The sequence below is a fragment of the Amycolatopsis sp. MtRt-6 genome, from assembly GCF_017308975.1.
GTDB lineage: Bacteria > Actinomycetota > Actinomycetes > Mycobacteriales > Pseudonocardiaceae > Amycolatopsis.
Window position 1 is genome coordinate 24,645 of sequence record NZ_JADWPD010000031.1, and the last position, 20,708, is coordinate 45,352.

A 20,708-nucleotide genomic window follows, 5' to 3' on the forward strand; every position below is an offset into this window, starting at 1 on the left:
CGAAACCGGGCCGGGGGGGGGGGGGGGGGGGGGGGGGGGGGGGGCGCCGGGGGGGGGGGGGGGGGGGCCCCGGGGGGGGGGCCCCCCCCACGGCACTGTCCTCAGTGGACGAGGATGCCCTCCTGCGGCGAAGGTGCCGCGGTGATGCGGAAGAGCCGGGCGAACAGCTCCAGGCCGGCCAGCCTGCCGTCGATCGCGATGCGGCCCGTGCGGACCGCCTCCGCGGCGCTCGTCTGGCCGCCGATCACGTCGAGGAGGACCCGGCCGCGGTCGGCGTGGATGACCAGGTCCGCGTCCGGGAGGCGGCCCTCCGTCACCTTCAGCGCGCCGTCGACCATCGCGTGCAACGTCATCGTGTCGTGCAGGACGTGGTCCAGCTCGCTGCCGTACTCGGTGAGCTCGTGCACCACGCTCGCGTCCAGGTCGGGTCGCACGCGCCGGCGGACGACCCCGGACTTCTCCAGCTCGTTGAGCCGGGCCGGCAGGATGCTCGGCGGGATCTTCGGGAGCCCGGCCCGCAGCTCCGTGTACCGCTTCGAGCCGAGCACGAGGTCCCGCACGGTGAGCAGTGCCCACCGCTCACCGACGAGCTCCATCGCGGGCCACTCCGCAGAACTGGCCATAGGTACGGGTTCGTGCGGTCATCGGTCCTCACTTCGTGCGGTGGGGTGGAACTGGTTGTGGTCGCCCTCGGAGATGAGCTCGCGGTGCAGCAGCTGCAGGTCGTCGCACGGCTCGACGCCCAGCTCCTCGGCGAGCCGGCGGCGCAGGTCGCGGTACACGGCCATCGCGTCGGACCGGCGGCCACTGCGGCCCAGCACCCGCATCAGCTGCCCGTGCAGTGCTTCGTCCAGCGGGTTGCCCCCGGTCAGCGACCGCAGCTCGCCGATCAGCTCGCGGTGCCGTCCGCTGGCGATCTCCGCCTCCACCAGCAGGTGCAGCGTGGTGCGGTGCTGCTCGGCCAGCTGGGTCACGTACGACTGCAGCACCGGTCCACAAGAGACGTTCGCCAGCGGCGGGCCCGACCACAGGTCCAGCGCCTCGCGGAACCGGCCCGCCGCGTCGTCGTGCCGCCCGTTCCGTTGCAGGACCTGCCCTTCGTGCTGCAGCCGGTCGAAGCGGAAGACGTCCACCTGCGCGGGGTCGATGCGGAAGACGTAGCCCGGGTTCTTGGTGACGAGCAGGTCGTCGGCGTTCTCCGCGAGCCCGTTCTGCTGGATGCACCGCCGCAGATGGTAGACGTAGGTGTGCAGGGTGGTCCGCACCGTGCGGATCGGGTCGCTGGCCCACAGCTCCTGCATGATCGAGTCGGCGTGGACCAGCCGGCCCGGCCGGACCACCAGCAAGGCCAGCAGCTGCAGGACCTTCGGTGTCGTCGGCGCGTAGTCCACGCCGTCACGCAGGAGGCCGAGCGGGCCGAGGACCGTGAAGCGGACGACACTTTCGGATGGTTCCCGTGGCCGCGGGGTTGCCCCGGCCGCTAGCCTAGTTTCGGAGTACATTGCCGAACGCCTCCAGTGTGCAGCCGTGTGCCGGCTCCCCAGTAGTGCCGCGTCAGGACCGATGTACTCCCGATGTACCGTCGATCCCCCGGCTGTCCACATTCGAATGTGACAGAGCGGCCGGGGTGCGGCCAGTGAGCCGCCCATCAGAGTCGAACTGTGTTTCTCCGCCCGGACCCGTGCGTTCCGCACTTTTCGCGGCCGCGTGCCGCGGACTCCCGACCCGGCCGGGTTGGCCGTCCGGATCATGCCGCCCGGCCGGGCGAACGGCGGAAGGCCGGTGCTCACTCGCCGTGTCGGGGCAGCTTTCACAACGGATCCGTGCGAAGTGCACGACGGGAGCCGTGCCCTTCGCACGGGTTCGGCGTTCCCCGCCGACATTGCCTTCTCCAGTCTCCGTCGAGGCTCGATCGGTCGTCCACCGACCCGCGACCTCCGGCGTCTTACCTGGCGGCGAGGGAAATTCAAGCGGAGGAATTCGAGGTTGGGCTGATGATCTTGCGATCGGTTGCGTCCACGGGGGTACAGCGGGAGGCAGGCGAGCCACCGGAGGACGCGGACCGGCTCAGACGCGAACAAGCCGTCCAGCCGGCGATCCTGCGGGCGATCGAGCTGCTGCTCGAACGCTACTTCGAGCCCATCACCCTGTCGGCGCTGGCCGCCGAGGTGTACGTGAGCCCCTTCCACTTCTCGCGCATCTTCGCGAAGGCGACCGGGGTCACCCCGGGCCGGTTCCTGACGGCCGTGCGCCTGTTCGAGGCGAAACGGCTGCTGCTGACCACTTCCCTGACCGTGTCGGACATCGTCTGCAGCGTCGGCTACAGCAGCGTCGGCACCTTCACCAGCCGGTTCGTCCGGGCCGTCGGCATGACGCCGACCGAGTACCGCGAACCGGACGTCGGCGAGCTGCTCGTCGCGCACTCGGCGTACTTCCAGCGGCTGCCGTCGCAGCGGTCGCTGCGCGAAGCCGGCTGCGCTTCGCAGCCGATGGGCACCGGCCACCTGGACGTCGACCTGGTGCTGCCGGACGACGCGGCCCCGGCCACCGTTCTCGTCGGCGTGTTCGCCGACAACGTGCCGCAGCGCGGCCCGGTCGCCTTCGGCGGCTCGGCCAACACCCGGTCCGGGCGGTTGACCGTGCACGGCGTGCCGGAGGGCAACTGGACCGTGATTGCGATCGCCGACCACAGCTTGCACGCCAAGAGCGGCCCCGCTTTCACGGTCGGGACCGCCTCGGCCGCCGTGTCGCCGTTCGACCCGCCGGGCGTCACCGTCCGGCTGCGGCGGCCCGCGCTGACCGACCCGCCGATCGCGATCACCCTGGCGTCCCGGCCGACGCCGTCGAGCCGGCAGCAGTTCGCCACGCAACGGCCGCACCTGCGCGCCGTCGCCTGAGCCCCGTTCCCCCGACCGACAGGAAGATCCGGATGTCGACTCTGCTCGGCGTGCTGCGCAAGCGCGTGCTCGCTCCCTCCCTCGCGTCCGTCGGCTTCGCCGAGCGCGGGTTCCCGGTGGTGCACACCGACGCCACGGCCCGCCTGGAAGCGGTGCCGCAGGCGGTCGTGTGCGGGTTCGAATGGGCCATCGAAGGCGCGTCGCTGTGGGAGATCGAGCGGCGCCTCGCGCTGATCGAGCCCGAACAGCGCGGGTTCGCCTACGAGGGCGCGACGATGGGCTGCTCCATCCTCGACGCCATGCCCGGCGGCGGCTCGGACCGGACCCGCGAGCTGCTCGAAGGACCGGGCCGCCCGCACATCTTCCTGACCTACATCGGGATCGGGTTCGCGATGGCGCGGCTGCCGCGTCCACTGTGGAAGAAGATGCTGCCCGAGCTGACCGGGGTGGCCTACCACCCGGTGATGAGCTGGCTCGCCGTCGACGGCTACGGCTTCGACCGCGCCTACTTCGACACCGGGAAGTGGGTGGAGCGGCAGGCCGCCCCGGAGCCCTACCCGTGGGCCGGCCGCCCGGAGTACTTCCCCCGCGCGTTCGACCAGGGGGTCGGCCGCGCGCTGTGGTTCATCCACGGCGGGAACCCGGACGCGGTGGCCGCCGCGGCCGGCCGGTTCGCCGAGCACCGGCGGGCCGACCTGTGGAGCGGGATCGGGCTCGCCGCGACGTTCGCGGGCGGCAGTGACCAGCTCGGGCTGGCGCGGCTGCGCCGGGCGGCCGGCGGGTACCACGACGAGCTCGGCCTGGGCGTCGTGTTCGCGGTGAAGGCGCGGACCTACTCAGGGTACGTGCCGGCGCACACCCACCTCGCGTGCGATGCCCTGGTCGACCTGACCGTGCAGGAGGCGCAGAACCTGGCCGACCGCACCGAGCGCGCCGACGGCGACGACGGGCCGGTGCCGCCCTACGAGCTGTGGCGGGAGCGGATCCGGGAAGAGCTCCGTCCCGCCGCCGCGCGCCGGGCGAGCTGAGCGGTGATCCCACGCAACCGTGGAGTAGACCGCCGACCAGCGGATCTGTGACTGTGGAATCGACGAGCAGAACCAAGTCTCATTCGACCCGTTAGGGGGAGAGTGCGTTGGGCAATGGCTGGCGCGCGCTCAGACGCCGCATCCTGACACCGAACGTTTCGGAGACCACGCTGGAAAAGCGTGGCTTCCACCGAAAGAGCCCAGCCGCTCAAGAACGACTCGAGACGGTCGGGGAGAAATTCCTCCTCGGGTACGCACACGCGGTCGAGGCGCGTTCGGTCGAGCAAGCCGAAGAATGGCTCGAGCGCATTCCACCGCAGTTCCGCGGCTTCGCCTACGAAGGCGCGGGAATGGGGTACGGCGTCCTCGACGGGCTGCCGTTCGGCAAGAGCACGAACATCGCCGAATTCCTGGCCGGCCCCGGTGAGAAGCACGACTACATCATCTACGTCGGGGTCGGCTGGGCCATGTGCCGGCTCCCGCGGTTCGCGTGGCCGAAGGCCTCGGCGTTCGACCCGCTGCTGCGCTGGCTCGTGCTCGACGGCTACGGCTTCCACCAGGCGTACTTCAAGACCGACCAGTACATCCGGCAGCAGTACCAGGAGCCGGGTTTCTCGTGGCCGGACAAGCGCTACGACGGGTACGCGTTGCGCGCCATCGACCAGGGCATCGGCCGGGCGCTGTGGTTCATCTGCGGTACCGACGTCGAGCTGGTGACGAAGACGATCGAGGAGTTCCCCGAGTCGCGCCACGGCGACCTGTACGCCGGGGTCGGGCTGGCCTCGACCTACGCGTGCGGCGTCACGGCCGACGAGCTGCGGGAACTGGTCGACCGGGCCGGCATCCACCACGGGCCGCTGGCGCAGGGAAGCGCGTTCGCGGCCGAGTGCCGGGTGCGCTCGGGCCTGATGATCCCGGAGACCGAGATGGCGGCCCGGGCGATCTGCGGCCTGCCTGCCGAACGCGCGGCGGCCATCACCCAAGAGGTCCGGCCGGACGTGGTCGTCGACGGCGACGACGTCCCGGCGTTCGAAATCTGGCGGCGGCGGATCGCCGACGAAGTCCTGACGCACGGAGGTGTGCACGAATGACCGCGACCTTGGGCCGGCTGCGCAAGCAGCTGGCGGGCATCGTGGCGCTGGCGCTGATCTTCAGCCTGTTCTTGGTCGCGCGGCTGCCCAGCGTCTCCGCCGCCGAGCAGGACTCGATGGCGAGCAAGTTCCACTTCACGCCGATGTCGATCGCGCTGCCCGCGGCGAAGAAGGCGCAGTCGATCCGCACGGTGAACAAGGAGTACGAGGACATCGCCGCGTGGATCTCCTCGGTCGGCGCCGCGATCGCGCTCAACGACATCAGCGGCACCGGCAAGGCCAACGACCTCTGCCTGGTCGACACCCGCAGCGACCAGGTCGTCATCACGCCGTCGCCGGACTCGGGCCCGCGGTACGCGCCCTTCGAGCTCGATCCCGCTCCGGTGCTGCCGACGTGGGACTACATGGCGCCGATGGGCTGCGTCCCCGGTGACTACAACGAAGACGGCCGCACCGACATCCTGGCCTACTACTGGGGCCGCACGCCGGTGCTGTTCCTGCAGAAGGCCACCGCGGCGAAGTTCGACGCGGCCGCGTTCCAGCCGGTCGAGCTGGTGGCGGGCAACCACCGCGGCCCGGACGGGAAGTACAACGGCCCGATGTGGAACACCGACTCCGCCACCATCGGCGACTTCGACGGTGACGGGCACGTCGACATCTTCATCGGGAACTACTTCCCGGACAGCCGGGTCCTCGACCCGAACGCCGACGGCGGCATCACGATGAACCAGTCGATGTCGCACGCGCTGAACTCGGGCGCGAAGTACATCTACCGCTGGACCGGCGCCGCGTCCGGCGCGAACCCGAGCGCGCAGTACGTCGACGCTTCGCAGGGAATCCCGGAAGTCGCCCGCTACGGCTGGACGCTGGCCTCCAGCGCGACCGACATCGACGGCGACAGCCTGCCGGAGCTCTACATCGCCAACGACTTCGGGCACGACCGGCTGCTCTACAACAAGTCCACGCCGGGCCACATCGAGCTCGCCGAGGTCACCGGCGTCCGCGGGATCACCGACCCGAAGTCGAAGGTGCTGGGCAACGACTCCTTCAAGGGCATGGGCGTCGACTTCGGCGACCTGAACCACGACGGGCTCTACGACCTGTTCGTCAGCAACATCACCGCGTCGTGGGGCATCGAAGAGTCGAACTTCCAGTTCATGAACACCGCGAAGAACACCATGGACCTGCGCAAGCAGCTGCAGGACGGGGTCGCGCCGTTCGAGGACGTGAGCGGCAGCCAGGGGACCGCCTGGTCCGGCTGGGGCTGGGACGTCAAGATCCAGGACTTCAACAACGGCGGCGAGAACCAGATCGCGCAGGCGACCGGGTTCGTCAAGGGGCAGGTCAACCGCTGGCCGAACCTGCAGGAGCTGGCCACGGCGCACGACGGCATGCTGTCCAACCCGCTCTGGTGGCCGAACGCCCGTGCCGGTGACGACATCGGCGGCGACCACACCCTGCACTTCTTCGTGAAGAGCGCGGACGGCCGGTACACCGACCTCGCGCCGCAGCTGGGCCTGGCGGTCCCGGTGCCCACCCGCGGCATCGCCGTCGGCGACACCGACGGCGACGGCCTGCCCGAGTTCGCGGTGGCGCGGCAGTACGAGGCGCCGATCTTCTACCACAACGACAGCCCGAACCCGGGCAAGTACCTGCAGCTGAAGCTGTTCACCGACGCCCCGGTGGCGCCCGGCCCGCTGCCCGCGGCCGGCCCGCCCGCGATCGGCGCCCAGGCCACCGTGACGACGGCGGACGGCAAGAAGTACCTCGGCCGGGTCGACGGCAGCAGCGGTGAGGCCGGCCGGCGCAGTTTCGACGTCCAGATCGGCCTCGGGCACGACGTCAGTGGCCCGCTCGACGTGCACCTGCAGTGGCGGGACCGGACCGGGCAGTTGCGGACCCAGAACCTGAAGCTCGAACCCGGTTGCCACATGTACCAGCTCGGCACCACGGCGAAGGAAGCGATGTGACGTGATGGCGACCCCGACTCTGACCAAAGTGGACACCGCGCCACCGAAGCGCAGCAACAAGGTCGTCACCGCCTTGCGCCGCTTCGCGATCTCGATCACGATCTTCAACATCGTCGGCTACACCGTGCTCGGCTTCGAGCAGCCGTGGCTGTACCCGTTCGTCGCGCTGGCGACCGCGTACGCCACGGAGATCCTGCTCGAAATCATCAACGCCCGCGTCACCTCGCGTGCGGTCCGCTTCAAGGGCAACGGGTTCAAGGGGCTCATGGAGTTCCTGCTCCCGGCGCACATCACCGGGCTCGCGCTGAACATGCTGACCTACGTCAACGACCGGATCCTCGTGATGATCTTCGGCGTGGTCGTCGCGGTCGGCGCGAAGTGGATCCTGCAGGCACCGGTGTACGGCCGGATGCGGCACTACATGAACCCGTCGAACTTCGGCATCACGATCATCCTGCTCGTGTTCCCGTGGGCGAGCATCGCCCCGCCGTACCACTTCACGGAGCAGATCCCCACCTGGGGCGGCTGGCTGATCGTCGGCATCATCCTCGTGTCGGGCACGGTGCTCAACGCGCTGCTGACCGGCCGGATGTTCCTCATCGCGGGCTGGCTGAGCTTCTTCGTCATCCAGGCCGTCGTCCGCGGCTGGCTCTTCGGCACGTCGATCCCCGGCGCGCTGGCGATGGCCACCGGTGTCGCGTTCGTGCTCTACACCAACTACATGGTGACCGACCCGGGCACGTCGCCGTCGAAGCCGGGTTCGCAGTTCGCCTTCGGGGCCGGGGTGGCGCTCGCGTACGGCTTCTTCACCGCCGTGCACGTGGCCTACGGGCTCTTCCTGGCCACCGCGACCGTCTGCCTGATCCGCGGCATGTTCCTGTGGGCCCTGCACTTCTCGAACAAGGCGCGGATCAAGTTCGAGGCCGAACAGGCCGAGCAGAAGGCGAACCTGGAGCTCGCGCCCGCGCCGGCGGAAGCCGGCGGCGAGAAGCCGGGAGCCGTCGCGGCATGACCGGCCGCCAGCACCGAGCCCGGGCGGCGCACCCCGCGCCGCCCGGGCCGCCGCGCCGGGCGACCCTCCGGTTGCTGAAGCAGCTCTTCACCGACCGGCTCGCGCTCATGGGCGACAACGCCGAGGTCTATGGCGACGTCGTCCGCATCGCCATCGGCCCGAAGGCGATGTACCTGGTGAACCACCCGGACCTCGCGAAGCACGTCCTCGCGGACAACGCCGCGAACTACCACAAGGGCATCGGCCTGCAGGAGGCGCGCCGGGCCCTCGGCGACGGCCTGCTCACCAGCGACGGCGAGACGTGGCGCGAGCAGCGGCGGACCATCCAGCCGGTGTTCCAGCCCAAGCGGATCGCGCGGCAGGCCGCCGTCGTCGCGGCCGAAGTGGACGCGCTGATCAAGCGGCTCGGCGCGCACAACGGGCCGGTCGAGATCCTGCACGAGATGACCGGGCTGACCCTCGGCGTGCTCGGCAAGACGCTGCTCGACGCCGAGCTCGGCGGGTACGAAACGCTCGGCCACTCGTTCGAAGCCGTGCAGGACCAGGCCATGTTCGAGGCGGTCACGCTGAGCGCGGTCCCGCAGTGGGTGCCCTTGAAGAAGCAGCTGGAGTTCCGCACCGCGCGCGACGACCTGCGCCGGATCGCCGACGAGCTCGTCGAGCAGCGGCTGGCGAACCCGGTCGAGAACGGCGAGGACGTGCTGTCGCGGCTGATCGCGTCCGGGTCCGGGCAAGGTGCGTCGCGCGAACGCATGCGGGACGAGCTGATCACCCTGCTGCTGGCCGGGCACGAGACGACGGCGAGCACGCTCGGCTGGGCCTTCCACCTGATCGACGAGCACCCGGAGGTCGGCGAGCGGCTGCACGCCGAAGCCGTCGAAGTGCTGGGTGACCGCCTGCCCGAGCACGAGGACCTGCGCCGGCTCACCTACACCGCGGCCGTGGTCGAGGAAGTCATGCGGCTGTACCCGCCGGTGTGGCTCCTGCCGCGGGTCGCCCAGGCCGACGACGAGATCGGCGGGTACCACGTGCCGGCCGGCTCCGACGTCGTCGTGGTGCCCTACACCCTGCACCGGCACCCGGGGTTCTGGACCGACCCGGAGCGGTTCGACCCCGGCCGGTTCGACCCGGCGAACCCGGCCGGACGGCCGCCGCGCTACGCCTACATCCCGTTCGGCGCCGGGCCGAGGTTCTGCATCGGCAACAGCCTCGGCGTGATGGAGGCGGTGTTCGTGCTCGCCATGGCGGCGCGGGACCTGGTGCTGCGGAAGGTGCCGGGCAAGGTCGTCGACCCCGAAGCGATGCTCTCGCTGCGGGTGCGCGGCGGGCTGCCGATGACCGTGCACCGCCGGGAACGGGTGCGGCGGGCCGAGGCCGCCTGAGTTCACTGTGGACATTCGATGAGGAGGTAGGCCGGTGCAACGCGAAGCCACCGAAGAAGAACGCGTCAAGAACCTGACCCTCGAGGCCTACGCGGACACGATCGTGCCGGGGGAGAAGCGGTACGAAGGCGACCGGGCGATCGCCGGGGCCGCGCCCGGCCCCGGTTCGGTGGCGGCGGGCGCGCTCGAACTGCTGAACTTCGACGCGACCGGCGTCACCGTCGGCCTGCCCTACCTCGCGCAGTCGCTCAACGATCACGCGAAGGCCTACGCGGGCGAAGCGGAGCTGTCGCTCGATCACGACGTCCCGCCGTTCGTCGCGCTGCCCTACGAGCACCGCCGCGAGCTGGTGCGGCGGCTGACCGCGCCCGGCCACCCGGAGAAGGACGGCTGGGTCAGCCTCGCGCTGTTCTGCAACATGGCCTTCGACAGCGCCGCGCACAAGCACACCGCCGACGCCATCCGCGAAGGGCACCCGGGCCTGCTGGCGCTGGGCTACACCGCACCGGACGCCGACGGGTTCTGGCGGTTCCCGAAGTACGGCTACGGCCGCAAGCTGGCCGAGCTCCACCCCGACACCACGCCTTCCGGGAGCCCCGCATGACTGCCATCGACAAGACCGACGTCGTCATCGTCGGCAGCGGCTTCGGCGGGTCCATCCCCGCCTACCACCTCGCCGCCGGCGGGGCCAAGGTCACCGTGCTGGAGCGCGGGCCGTGGCTGGCCTCGGCCGACTTCGAGCACGACTACCTGCTCGGCTCGTCCTACACGCGGGCGTTCGACTTCGTCGTCGGCGACGGGATGAGCGTGCTCGGCGGCAACTGCGTCGGCGGCGGCAGCGTCGTGTACTTCGCCGCGATGCCGCGGGCGCCGAAGTTCGTCTTCGAGCGCCACGGCAGCATCGGACGCCGGATGTGGCCCTGGGTGATCAACCGCGACTCGCTCGAGCCGTGGTACGACCGGGTCGACGAGTCGCTGCCCGTGTCCAAACAGGACTGGAGTGACGTCTCCTACGCCGGCGGGCTGTGGGCCGCGGCCTGCAACCACTCGGGCCGGACGGCCAACCCGGCGCCGGTCGCGGTGGACAACGCCACCTGCGTCAACTGCAACTTCATGATGGCGGGCTGCAAGTTCGACGCCAAGCGCTCGATGCTGACGAACTACCTGCCCGCGGCCCTCTCGCACGGCGCGGAGATCCGCCCGCTGCACGAGGTCCAGCGGCTCGAGCGCACCGAGGACGGCGCCTACCGCGTCTACTTCGACCTGATCGACGAGGAAGATTACCGGATCCACACCGGCAGCGGCGTGATCGAGGCGAAGATCGTGATCATCGCTGCCGGCGCGGGTGCCACCCCGGTGATCCTGCAGCGCTCGGAGGCCGCGCTCGGCACGATGCCGCACGGCGTGGGCCGGTACTTCTCCGGCAACGGCGAGCGGCTCAACACCGCGATCATCGACGAGGACCGCGTCCGCGAGGTGCTGGGATTGTCCCGTGAGGACGGTCCGGTCTACTCGGCCAACCACATCGGCAAGGGCCCGACCGTCGCGAACTGGGACAAGCTCGACGGGTCGCTGCCGGAGTACGAGCGGTACTCGCTGGAGCAGCTGTACTTCCCGCCGGGCCTGGGCACCATCCTCGCCCAGGTGCCCGGCGGCGAGGAGCCGCGCTGGTTCGGTGCGGAGAAGAAGGAAATCCTCAAGCAGTGGGCCAACTGGCTGACGATCTTCCTGATGACCGAGGACGACAACGAAGGCGTGTTCGGCGCCCCGCCGCCCACTGGGAACGCCTACCGGATCTCGCAGCAGATGCTCGGCCGCGGCCCGCTGCGCTACGAGCCGACGACGAACACCCGGCGCGGCTGGGCGCTGGCCGACGCGGACTGCAAGGCGATCATCGAGAAGGACGGCCTGGCGAAGGTCGCGCCGTGGACCAACGACGTCGTCGGGGCGTACACCGTGCACCCGCTGGCGTCCTGCCGGATCGGTGACGACCCGGCGACGTCGGCGCTGTACCCGAACCACGAGCTGCGCAACCATCCGGGCATCTTCGTCACCGACAGCGCGGCGGTGCCGGGCGCGCTGACGGTGAACCCGGCGATGACCATCGCCGCGCTCGCCGAGCGGTCGATCCCGGGCATCGTCCGGGCCCTGCAGGCCCGCGACGTCGACGTCAAGTACGGCGCGCCGGCCCCCGACGGCTCGATCACGGGCCGCCGTGCGGTGTCCAAACTGGACCTGGTCGCCGGGAACTGACGTACCCGGACGGACGACTCGCGTACCTGGACGGACGACACGCGCCCGAGGGGCTGAGGAGGAAGTATGGCGGCGGGGTTGGTGCGGGTTGCCTTGCGGCGGTCGCTGCGGGAGGTGCGCTACGTCGACGTGGTGCGGCCGCGGCGGGCGCGCGGGCTGGTGCGGGAGGTCTACCGGCAGGTGGAGCGGGACTTCGGGATGCTCGCCCCGCCGATCGCGCTGCACTCGGCGTCGCCGGAGGTGCTGGCCGCGGCGTGGCTGATGCTGCGGGAGTCGCTGGTCGCGGGCGGGGCGGCGAGCCGGGCCGGCAAGGAGGCCGTCGCGGCCGCCGTGTCCGCGGCGAACTCGTGCCCGTACTGCGTCGAAGTGCACGCGATGGCGCTCGGGACGCTGGGGGAGCCGGCCGCCGCCGCGGCCATCGAGGCCGGGGACCCCGCGGCCATCCCGGACCGCGGCCTGCGCGCGCTGACGGCGTGGGCGGGCGGTGACGGCGGGCTGCCCGCGGACGTGCCCGAGGACGCCGCGGCGGAGTTCACGGCCGTGGCCGTCGCGTTCCACTACCTCAACCGGGTGGTGAGCGTGTTCCTCGGGCCGTCGCCGCTGCCCGAGGCCGTTCCGCCGACGGCGCGGGCGAAGGCCAAGGCCGTGCTGGGCTTCCTGCTCAAGCCGGGTGCCGCGCCGCCGGCCGGGCAGGCGCTGGACCTGCTGCCCGCCGCGCCGGGGCCGAACCCGGGCGAGACGCTGTCCGACGCTTTCTCGCGGGCTGCGGCGGCGATCGAGGCCGCCGGGGAACGCTCGGTGCCCTCCCGGGTCCGGGAGCTCGTCCGCCGGGAACTCAAGGCGTGGGACGGGAAACCGCCCGGGCTGAGCCGCGCGTGGGTGGACCCGGTCCTCGCCGAACTCCCCGCGGAGGAGCGCGCACCGGGCCGGATCGCCTTGCTGACGGCCAAGTCCGCCTACCAGGTGACGGCCGCCGACATCGCCGCGCTGAGTCCGGAAAGGACGGACGACCGCGGGGTGGTCGAGCTGGTGTCGTGGGCGGCGCTCACCGCGGCCGTGGCGGCGGGCGACCGGCTTTCTCTCCGCCCGCGAAGAGAAGACTTCCGAGCTCGCAACGGTGATGATCGATCAGGAGAAGACGTCGCATCGGTGAAAGGACAGACAGGTGACTGACACCACGGGCGTGATCGCCGACCTTACCGCCGAGGCCGCCGAGGTGGACGCGCTCGTCGCGGGGCTCACCGAGGCGGAGTGGGACACCCCCACGCCCGCGCCGGGCTGGACCGTCCGCCACCAGATCGCGCACCTCGCGTTCATCTTCCGCATCGCGGGGTTGTCGGCGGCGCAGCCGGAGGCGTTCGTCGCCATGACGAAGTCGCTGTCCGGTGGGTTCGAGGCCGCGGTCAACGCCGCGCTGGAGGACTACGTCCACGACCCGGCCGAGGTGCTCCTGACGCGCTGGCGGGCCGAGCGGGACGCGGGGCTCAAGGCCCTCGCGGCCGTGCCCGGGAACCAGCTGGTGCCGTGGCTGGTGAACCCGCTGCCGCCGTACGTGCTGGCGTGCGCGGGGATGATGGAGGTGTTCGGCCACGGCCAGGACATCGCCGACGCGCTCGGCGTGCGCCTCGAGCGCACCGACCGGATCCGGCACATCGCCGGGTTTTCCGTTCGGGTCCGGGACTTCGGCTACGAGGCGCGGAACCTGACGCCGCCCGCGGAAGAGTTCCGGTTCGAGCTCACCGCGCCCTCCGGGGGGCTCTGGGCGTTCGGGCCCGAGGACGCGGCCCAGCGGGTCACCGGCAGTGCCGAGGACTTCTGCCTGCTCGTCACCCGGCGGCGGCACCGCTTCGACCTCGACGTGCGGGCGACGGGCACGCTGGCCGACCAGTGGCTCGACATCGCCCAGGCCTATCGCGGGCCGGCCGGGGCGGGGCGCCGCCCCGGCCAGTTCGACGCCTGAATCCTTCGTGGACAGTACGGGTCGTTGTCCGGTCGTGCTGACGACCCGGGCACGGGCAGCAAAAGGAGAAGCCGGTCCGCATCGCCCGGAGATGCTGGACCGGATGGCCCGGCGACCCGGAGCACCGGGCAGCGGCGGCGCCGCCAGACGGAGACAGGCCGGCGGCTGGACCCCTGGTCCCGCACCGGTGGGCAGCGGGGGCCGGACGGTTCCGATGGTATGGGGCTCGAGAGCCAGTGGGAGTGCGGTGGCATGAGCGTAGAGCGGATTTCGATCGTCGGTATCGGTCTCCGGTACCCCGACGCGAGTTCTCCGGAGGAGCTCTGGGAAAACGTGCTGGCCGGGCGGCAGGCGTTCCGCAGGCTGCCGGACGAGCGGATGAACCGGGCGGACTACTACTCGCCCGACCCGAAGGCACCGGACCGCTTCTACTCGCAGAAGGCGGCCGTGCTGCGGGGTTACGAGTTCGACCGGGTGGCGCACAAGGTCGCCGGCAGCACCTTCCGGGCGACCGACACGACGCACTGGCTCGCCCTCGAGGTCGCCGCGGAGGCCCTCGCGGACGCCGGGTTCGGTGACGGCGAGGGTACCCCGAAGCTGAGCACCGGCGTCGTCATCGGCAACAGCCTCACCGGGGAGTTCTCCCGCGCCAACATCATGCGGCTGCGCTGGCCGTACGTGCGCCGCACGGTCGCGGCGGCGCTGACCGCCCGCGGCTGGGAGGACGAGGACACCGCGAACTTCCTGCGGGAGCTCGAGGTCCAGTACAAGGAGCCGTTCCCCGAGATCAACGAGGACTCCCTCGCCGGCGGCCTGGCCAACACGATCGCCGGCCGGGTCTGCAACTACTTCGACTTCGCCGGCGGCGGGTACACCGTCGACGGCGCCTGCTCCTCTTCGCTGCTGTCGGTGGTGACCGCGGCCAACGCGCTCGTCCAGGGCGACCTCGACCTCGCCATCGCCGGTGGGGTCGACCTGTCGATCGACCCGTTCGAGGTGATCGGCTTCGCGAAGACCGGCGCGCTGGCCAAACGCGAGATGAAGGTCTACGACGCCGATTCGAACGGCTTCTGGCCCGGTGAAGGCTCCGGCATGCTGGTCCTGATGCGCGAGAGCGACGCGCTGGAGCAGGGCAAGCGGATCTACGCGTCGATCGGCGGCTGGGGCGTGTCGTCCGACGGCAAGGGCGGCATCACCCGGCCCAAGGCGTCCGGGCACCGGCTGGCCCTCAAGCGCGCCTACGACCGCGCCGGCTACGGCGTCGAGACCGTCTCCTACTTCGAGGGCCACGGCACCGGCACCGCGCTGGGCGACGAAACCGAGATCGAGGCGCTGTCCACGGCCCGCCGTGACGCCGACCCGCTGGCCAAGCAGGCCGCGCTGTCGACGATCAAGGGCAACATCGGCCACACGAAGGCGGCGGCCGGGGTCGCCGGCCTGATCAAGGCGTCGCTGGCGGTGTACCACCAGGTCATCCCGCCCGCGACCGGCCACTACGCCCCCCACGAGTCGCTCACCGGCTCCTCGGCGCGGATGTACGTCCCGCGCGAGGCGACGCTGTGGCCGGAGGACCAGCCGGTCCGCGCCGGTGTCTCCGCGATGGGCTTCGGCGGGATCAACTCCCACGTCACGGTGACCGAGGCGCCGACCGCGACCCGGCGCCGGGAGGTCGACGAGCGGGCCCGTTCGCTGGTCGCCGGCCGCCAGGACGCCGAGCTGCTGCTGTTCGATGCCGACGACCTGGCGACCCTGCGCGGGAACATCGCCGCGGTGCTGGAAACCGTGCCGAAGCTGTCGTTCGCGGAGCTGACCGACCTCGCCGGCACGCTGGCGAAGGACCTGTCGGGCAAGCCGGTGCGCGCCGCGGTCGTCGCGGCCAACCCCGAGCACGCCGAGCGGAAGCTGACCAAGCTGCTCGAACAGCTCGACTCGGGTGACTCGGTCTTCGACAGCGCCGACGGCATCTTCGCGAGCAGCCGCGGCTCCGCGCCGAAGATCGGCTACCTGTTCCCCGGCCAGGGTTCCGGCCGCGGTGGCGACGGGGCGCTGCGCCGCCGGTTCGCCGTGGCGGACGAGATCCACCGGGCCGCCGCGCTGCCCACCACCGGCGACCACGTCGCCACCGAGGTGGCGCAGCCCCGGATCGTCACCGGTTCGCTGGCCGCGCTGCGGGTGCTGCGCTCGTTCGGCATCGAGGCGGCGACGGCCACGGGCCACAGCCTCGGCGAGCTGACCGCACTGCACTGGGGCGGCGCGCTCGACGAGCGGGCGCTGCTGAAGCTCGCCACGATCCGCGGCAAGGTGATGGCCACGACCGTGGGCGACGGCACCGGCGCGATGGCGAGCATCGCCGCTTCGCCCGGCCGGGTCGAGGAGCTGGGCCTGGGCGACGACGTCGTCATCGCCGGGTACAACGCGCCCGAGCAGACGGTGATCTCCGGGCCGGCCGGGGCGATCGACCGGATCGTCGCCCGGGCGAAGGCCCAGGGGGTCACCGCGACCCGCGTCAAGGTCTCGCACGCCTTCCACTCGCCCGCCGTCGAGCCGGCCGCGAACGCCATGACCGAGCGGCTCGCCGAGTTCGGCTTCGCGCGGCTGGAGCGGCCGGTCGTCTCGACGGTCAGCGGGGACATGCTGCACGCCGCGGAGGACCTGCCCGGGCTGCTGCGCGACCAGATCGTGCTGCCGGTCCGCTTCCGTGAGGCCGCCGCCAAGGTGGCCGAGCGCAGCGACCTGGTGGTCGAGGTCGGGCCCGGCCGGGTGCTGACCGGGCTGTTCGAAGAGATCGCGCCGGAGACCCCGGTGCTCGCGATCGACACGGACAACGCGTCGCTGCAGGCCCTGCTGCGGGTCGTGGGCGCGGCGTTCGCGCTCGGCGCGCACCTCTCGGTGGACGCGCTGTTCGAAGGCCGGATCGTCCGCGCCCTGCCCGCCGACGGCCAGTTCACCTTCCTGGCCAGCCCGTGCGAGGCGGGGGCGTCGATCGACAGCGAGCTGGCCGCCGAGCTGGCCGCGGAGAAGGCGGAGGCCGCCGCGGCCGAGGCCGAGGAGTCCGGCGGGGACGCCGGTTCGACGCTGGACCTGCTGTGCCGGTTCGCCGCCGAGCGCGTCGAGCTGCCCCTGGAGGCGGTCACCGCGGACACGCACCCGCTCGACGACCTGCACCTGTCGTCGATCACGGTCGGACAGCTGGTCAACGACGTCACCCGGGCGCTGGGCCGCCCCGCGCTGGAGGGCATGCCGAACTTCGCGACGGTGTGCCTCGGCGACCTCGCCGAGATGATCGACGAGCTCGCGCAGACGGCCAAGCCGGCCGACACCGCCGCCGGTGAGGCCCCCGGCGTGGGTCCGTGGGTCCGGCCGTTCGCGGTCGAGTACGTGCCCGCGCCGCGGCCCGCCGCGGACCTCACCGTGGGGGCGGGGAACGCCGAGTGGCAGGTCTTCGCGACGCCGCGGCACCCGCTGGCCGAACCGCTGAAGGCCGCGCTCGCGCGGTCCGGCGCCGGGGACGGCGTGCTGCTCTGCCTGCCGGCGGACTGCGACGCCAGCCACGTCGGCCTGTTCCTCGAAGCCGGCCGCGCGGTCATGGCCGCCCCCAACGGCACGCGGTTCGTGGTCGTCCACCACGGCTACGGGGCGGCCGGCCTGGCCAGGACCCTGCGCCTGGAGGACCCGTCGGCGAAGACGACGATCATCGACCTCGCCGACCCGGAGCCGTCCACTGTGGACGCGATCAAGGCGGCCGTGACCACGGTGGTGGCCGAGGTCGCCGCGACCACGGACTTCACCGAAGCGCGCTACGGCGCCGACGGCGGGCGCACGGTGCCGCGGCTGTCCGCGCTGCCCGCCCCGAAGCCCGGCCCGATCCGCGACTCGCTGGACGCGACCGACGTCCTGCTCGTCACCGGTGGTGGCAAGGGCATCACGGCGGAGAGCGCGCTGGCGCTCGCCAAGGATTCCGGGGCGCGGCTGGCCCTGCTCGGGCGCAGCGACCCGGAGTCCGACAGCGAACTGGCGGAGAACCTCGACCGCATGCAGGCGGTGGGCATCCGCTACCGCTATGAGCGCGCCGACGTCACCAGCGCCCCGCAGGTGGCCGCGGCGGTCGCCCGGATGGAGGCCGAACTCGGTCCGGTCACCGCGATCCTGCACGGCGCGGGCCGCAACGAGCCGGCTGCCCTCTTCAGCTTGACCGAGGACAGCTTCCGCAAGACCCTCGCCCCGAAGATCGGCGGCCTGAACGCGGTGCTCGCCGCGGTCGACCAGGACCGGATCAAGCTCCTGGTCACCTTCGGCAGCATCATCGGCCGGGCCGGCCTGCGCGGGGAAGCGCACTACGCCACGGCGAACGACTGGATGACCGAGCTGACCCTGCGCTTCGGCCAGGAACACCCGAAGGCCCGGGCGATCGCGCTGGAGTGGTCGGTCTGGTCGGGCACCGGCATGGGCGAGAAGCTCGGCGTGGTCAGCGCCCTGATGCGCGACGGCATCACGCCGATCCCGACCGAGGAGGGCATCGCCGTCCTCCGCCGGGTGCTGGCCGACCCGGCCGCGCCGCCGGTGCTGGTGGTCTGCGGCCGCACGGCGGGCCTGCCCACGCTGCCGATCCGGAAGCGGGAGCTGCCGCTGACCCGGTTCGTCGACCGCGCGATCGTGCACTACCCGGGCGTCGAGCTGATCACCGAGGCGGACCTGTCCGACGGGGCCGACCCGTACCTGACCGACCACCTGCTCGACGGGCAGCTGCTGTTCCCGGCGGTGCTCGGCATGGAGGCGATGACGCAGGCCGCGGCGGCGACGCTGGACCGCACCGGCACCCCGGTGCTCTCCGACGTCGAGTTCCTCCGGCCGATCATCGTCTCGCCCGGCGGGTCGACCACGGTCCGGCTGGCCACGCTGGCCCGCGACGCCGACACCGTGGACGTCGTCATCCGCAGTGACGAGACCGGCTTCAGCGCGGACCACTTCCGGGCGCGGCTGAGCTTCGCACGGCCGGCCGAGCTGGGGGAGAAGGCCGCCCGCGACGTCGCGCTGCCGCCGGTCCCGGTGGAGCCGATCAGCGAGCTGTACGGCTCGGTCCTGTTCCAGGGCAAACGGTTCCAGCGCGTCCTCGGGTACCGGCGGGCGAGCGCCCGGCACGCGGTCGCCGAGATCGCGACCAGCGCGGACTTCTCGTGGTTCGCGCCCTTCCTGCCCCAGGAGCGGCTGCTGGCCGACCCCGGCACGCGGGACGCGATGATGCACGCGATCCAGTGCTGCGTCCCCGACGCGACGCTGCTGCCGCAGGGCATCGAGAAGCTGTACCTGGCCGAACCGGGGCGTCAGCACGACGAATACGTCCTCCTGGACGCGAAGGAACGCTTCCAGGACGGCGACAGCTACGTCTACGACCTGAACGTGCGCAACCCCGACGGGACGCTGGTCGAGCGCTGGGAAGGCCTGAAGCTGCGCGCGGTCCGCAAGCGCGACGGCGCCGGGCCGTGGGTCCCCTCGATGCTGGGGTCCTATCTGGAGCGTTCCTGTGAGCGGCTGCTCGGCGGGACGCGGTCGGTGGTGCTCGAGCCGGACCCGGCCGGGCGCCCGGCCGAGGGCACCGCCGAGCGGAGGGCGCAGACGGCGCTCGCCGCGGGCCGGGCGCTCGACCGGCCGGTCGAGATCCGGTACCGCCCCGACGGCAAGCCGGAGTGCGACGGCGGGGTCCACATCACCGCGTCGCACACCGCACAGCTGACCCTCGCGGTCGCCGGCACCAGCCCGGTGGCGTGCGACATCGAGACGGCGATCGAACGCAGCGAGGAGGACTGGACCGGCCTGCTCGGCGAAGAGCTCATCGCCCTCGGCCGGCTGCTGGCCGCGGACACCGGCGAGCCGGTCAGCGTGGCCAACACCCGGGTGTGGAGCGCGCTGGAGTGCGTGCGCAAGACCGGGTCGATGACCCAGGCGCTGACCGTGCGCCAGGTCGACGCCGACGGGTGGGCGCTGCTGGCCTCCGGCAACGCCCGGATCGCCACCTGGTCGACCACCGTCAACGACCGGACCGCCCCGATCGTCTTCGCCGTGCTCCAGGCAGAGGGGAACTGAGATGTCCGACTACTACGAGATCCGCCACACGGTCGGCTTCGAAGAGACCAACCTGGTGGGCAACGTCTACTACGTGAACTACGTGCGCTGGCAGGGCCGGTGCCGCGAGATGTTCCTGAAGGAAAAGGCGCCGGCGGTGCTCGAAGAGGTCCGCCACGACCTCAAGCTGTTCACCCTCAAGGTGGAGTGCGAGTTCTTCGCCGAGATCACCGCGTTCGACGAGCTGTCCATCCGGATGCGGCTGGAGGAACTCACCTCGACGCAGGTGCAGTTCGCCTTCGACTACGTCCACCTCACCACCGGCGGCGAGGAGCGGCTCGTGGCGCGGGGTCGGCAGCGGATCGCCTGCATGCGCGGGCCGAACACGGCCACTGTGCCGTCCCGGGTCCCCGAGCAGCTGCGCGAAGCGCTGGCGCCCTACGCGACGGCCGCGGTCAACGGCAAGGGAGTCTGACGTGGGCTACGACGCAGAGCCTTCCGAGGGGGCTCCCGTGCTCAAACGGCTGCGGACGACACGCGCCCGCAGTGGCCTCTCCGTCCAGCCGGGCCTGCGGCAGGTGATGGCCCAGTTCGCGACCGGGGTGACGGTGCTGACGGCGGGCGGGGAGGACGCGCACGGCATGACCGCCAACGCGTTCTCGTCGGTGTCGCTGGAACCGCCGATGGTGCTGTGCTGCGTGTCCAAGGCGGCCCGGATGCACACCGCGATCGTCACCGCGGGCTCGTTCGGGGTCAACATCCTCGCGGCCGAGCAGCAGGAGCTGTCGAAGTACTTCGCCGATTGGCGCCGTCCCGACGGGATCGCCCAGTTCGACGCGGTCGGCTACACGGCGGGCGACCTGACCGGCGCACCGCTGCTCACCGGCGCGCTGGCGTGGCTGGAATGCGAGCTCGCCCAGGTGGTGTCGGGTGGTGACCACTCGATCTTCCTCGGCCGGGTGGTCGCCACCAGCCGCGGCGAAGGCGACCACGCGCTCGTGTTCTACGGCGGCGGCTACCACCGGATCGACGGGCGGGCCCGCGCGGCCTGAGGG

At 71.7% G+C, this 20,708-nt stretch carries 15 protein-coding genes; 13 read left to right on the top strand and 2 right to left on the bottom strand.

All coding sequences use genetic code 11. The features are described 5' to 3' along the window. Positions 1 to 101 precede the first annotated feature (101 nt). Together I4Q55_RS37910 and I4Q55_RS37915 are read right to left on the bottom strand one after the other, a co-directional pair. Entirely contained in the window at positions 102 to 596 is a 495-nt protein-coding gene (locus I4Q55_RS37910) for a winged helix-turn-helix transcriptional regulator (protein WP_206795144.1), read from the bottom strand. A gap of 45 nt (positions 597 to 641) precedes the next feature. Then, a complete protein-coding gene (locus tag I4Q55_RS37915; RefSeq protein WP_191307828.1) occupies positions 642 to 1,502 on the bottom strand; it encodes an AfsR/SARP family transcriptional regulator in 861 nt (286 codons plus the stop codon). A gap of 492 nt (positions 1,503 to 1,994) precedes the next feature. On the opposite strand from I4Q55_RS37915, the gene I4Q55_RS37920 reads away from it, so the two are divergent. The 13 genes from I4Q55_RS37920 (at position 1,995) to I4Q55_RS37980 (ending at position 20,705) form a co-directional block, all read left to right on the top strand. After that, a complete protein-coding gene (locus tag I4Q55_RS37920) occupies positions 1,995 to 2,897 on the top strand; it encodes a helix-turn-helix domain-containing protein (protein ID WP_206795146.1) in 903 nt (300 codons plus the stop codon). Positions 2,898 to 2,929: 32 nt separating this feature from the next. Further along, entirely contained in the window at positions 2,930 to 3,925 is a 996-nt protein-coding gene (locus I4Q55_RS37925; RefSeq protein WP_206795148.1) for a DUF1702 family protein, read from the top strand. Positions 3,926 to 4,032: 107 nt separating this feature from the next. Continuing rightward, positions 4,033 to 5,016 carry a DUF1702 family protein gene (locus tag I4Q55_RS37930; RefSeq protein ID WP_206795150.1) on the top strand — a complete coding sequence of 328 codons (984 nt, stop codon included), beginning with the start codon at positions 4,033 to 4,035 and terminating at the stop codon, positions 5,014 to 5,016. Next, entirely contained in the window at positions 5,013 to 6,986 is a 1,974-nt protein-coding gene (locus I4Q55_RS37935; protein WP_206795152.1) for a VCBS repeat-containing protein, read from the top strand. Before I4Q55_RS37930 ends, I4Q55_RS37935 begins: the two co-directional genes overlap by 4 nt. A gap of 4 nt (positions 6,987 to 6,990) precedes the next feature. Next, the gene (locus I4Q55_RS37940; RefSeq protein WP_206795154.1) at positions 6,991 to 7,998 is read left to right on the top strand and encodes an enediyne biosynthesis protein; all 1,008 of its coding nucleotides are present in this window, start codon (positions 6,991 to 6,993) and stop codon (positions 7,996 to 7,998) included. After that, the gene (locus I4Q55_RS37945; protein WP_206795156.1) at positions 7,995 to 9,380 is read left to right on the top strand and encodes a cytochrome P450; all 1,386 of its coding nucleotides are present in this window, start codon (positions 7,995 to 7,997) and stop codon (positions 9,378 to 9,380) included. Before I4Q55_RS37940 ends, I4Q55_RS37945 begins: the two co-directional genes overlap by 4 nt. A 34-nt stretch (positions 9,381 to 9,414) precedes the next feature. Continuing rightward, positions 9,415 to 9,984, top strand: coding sequence for a DUF5987 family protein (locus I4Q55_RS37950; protein ID WP_206795157.1), 570 nt, complete (start codon positions 9,415 to 9,417; stop codon positions 9,982 to 9,984). Next, complete coding sequence (locus tag I4Q55_RS37955) at positions 9,981 to 11,633, top strand: GMC family oxidoreductase N-terminal domain-containing protein (protein WP_206795159.1); 1,653 nt, start codon at positions 9,981 to 9,983, stop codon at positions 11,631 to 11,633. The genes I4Q55_RS37950 and I4Q55_RS37955 overlap by 4 nt, the downstream gene beginning before the upstream one ends. A gap of 66 nt (positions 11,634 to 11,699) precedes the next feature. Beyond that, entirely contained in the window at positions 11,700 to 12,806 is a 1,107-nt protein-coding gene (locus tag I4Q55_RS37960) for a carboxymuconolactone decarboxylase family protein (RefSeq protein WP_206795161.1), read from the top strand. Continuing rightward, positions 12,799 to 13,593: a TIGR03084 family metal-binding protein gene (locus tag I4Q55_RS37965; protein WP_206795163.1), complete on the top strand. Its 795-nt coding sequence runs from the start codon at positions 12,799 to 12,801 to the stop codon at positions 13,591 to 13,593. Before I4Q55_RS37960 ends, I4Q55_RS37965 begins: the two co-directional genes overlap by 8 nt. A gap of 252 nt (positions 13,594 to 13,845) precedes the next feature. Further along, positions 13,846 to 19,674 (top strand): type I polyketide synthase, encoded by a 5,829-nt coding sequence (locus I4Q55_RS37970; RefSeq protein WP_206795165.1) that lies wholly within the window; start codon positions 13,846 to 13,848, stop codon positions 19,672 to 19,674. A gap of 1 nt (position 19,675) precedes the next feature. Continuing rightward, complete coding sequence (locus tag I4Q55_RS37975) at positions 19,676 to 20,128, top strand: thioesterase family protein (protein ID WP_206795168.1); 453 nt, start codon at positions 19,676 to 19,678, stop codon at positions 20,126 to 20,128. A 1-nt stretch (position 20,129) separates the two neighbouring features. After that, on the top strand, positions 20,130 to 20,705 hold the full coding sequence (locus I4Q55_RS37980; RefSeq protein WP_206795170.1) for a flavin reductase family protein: 576 nt from the start codon (positions 20,130 to 20,132) through the stop codon (positions 20,703 to 20,705). Positions 20,706 to 20,708: the final 3 nt, after the last annotated feature.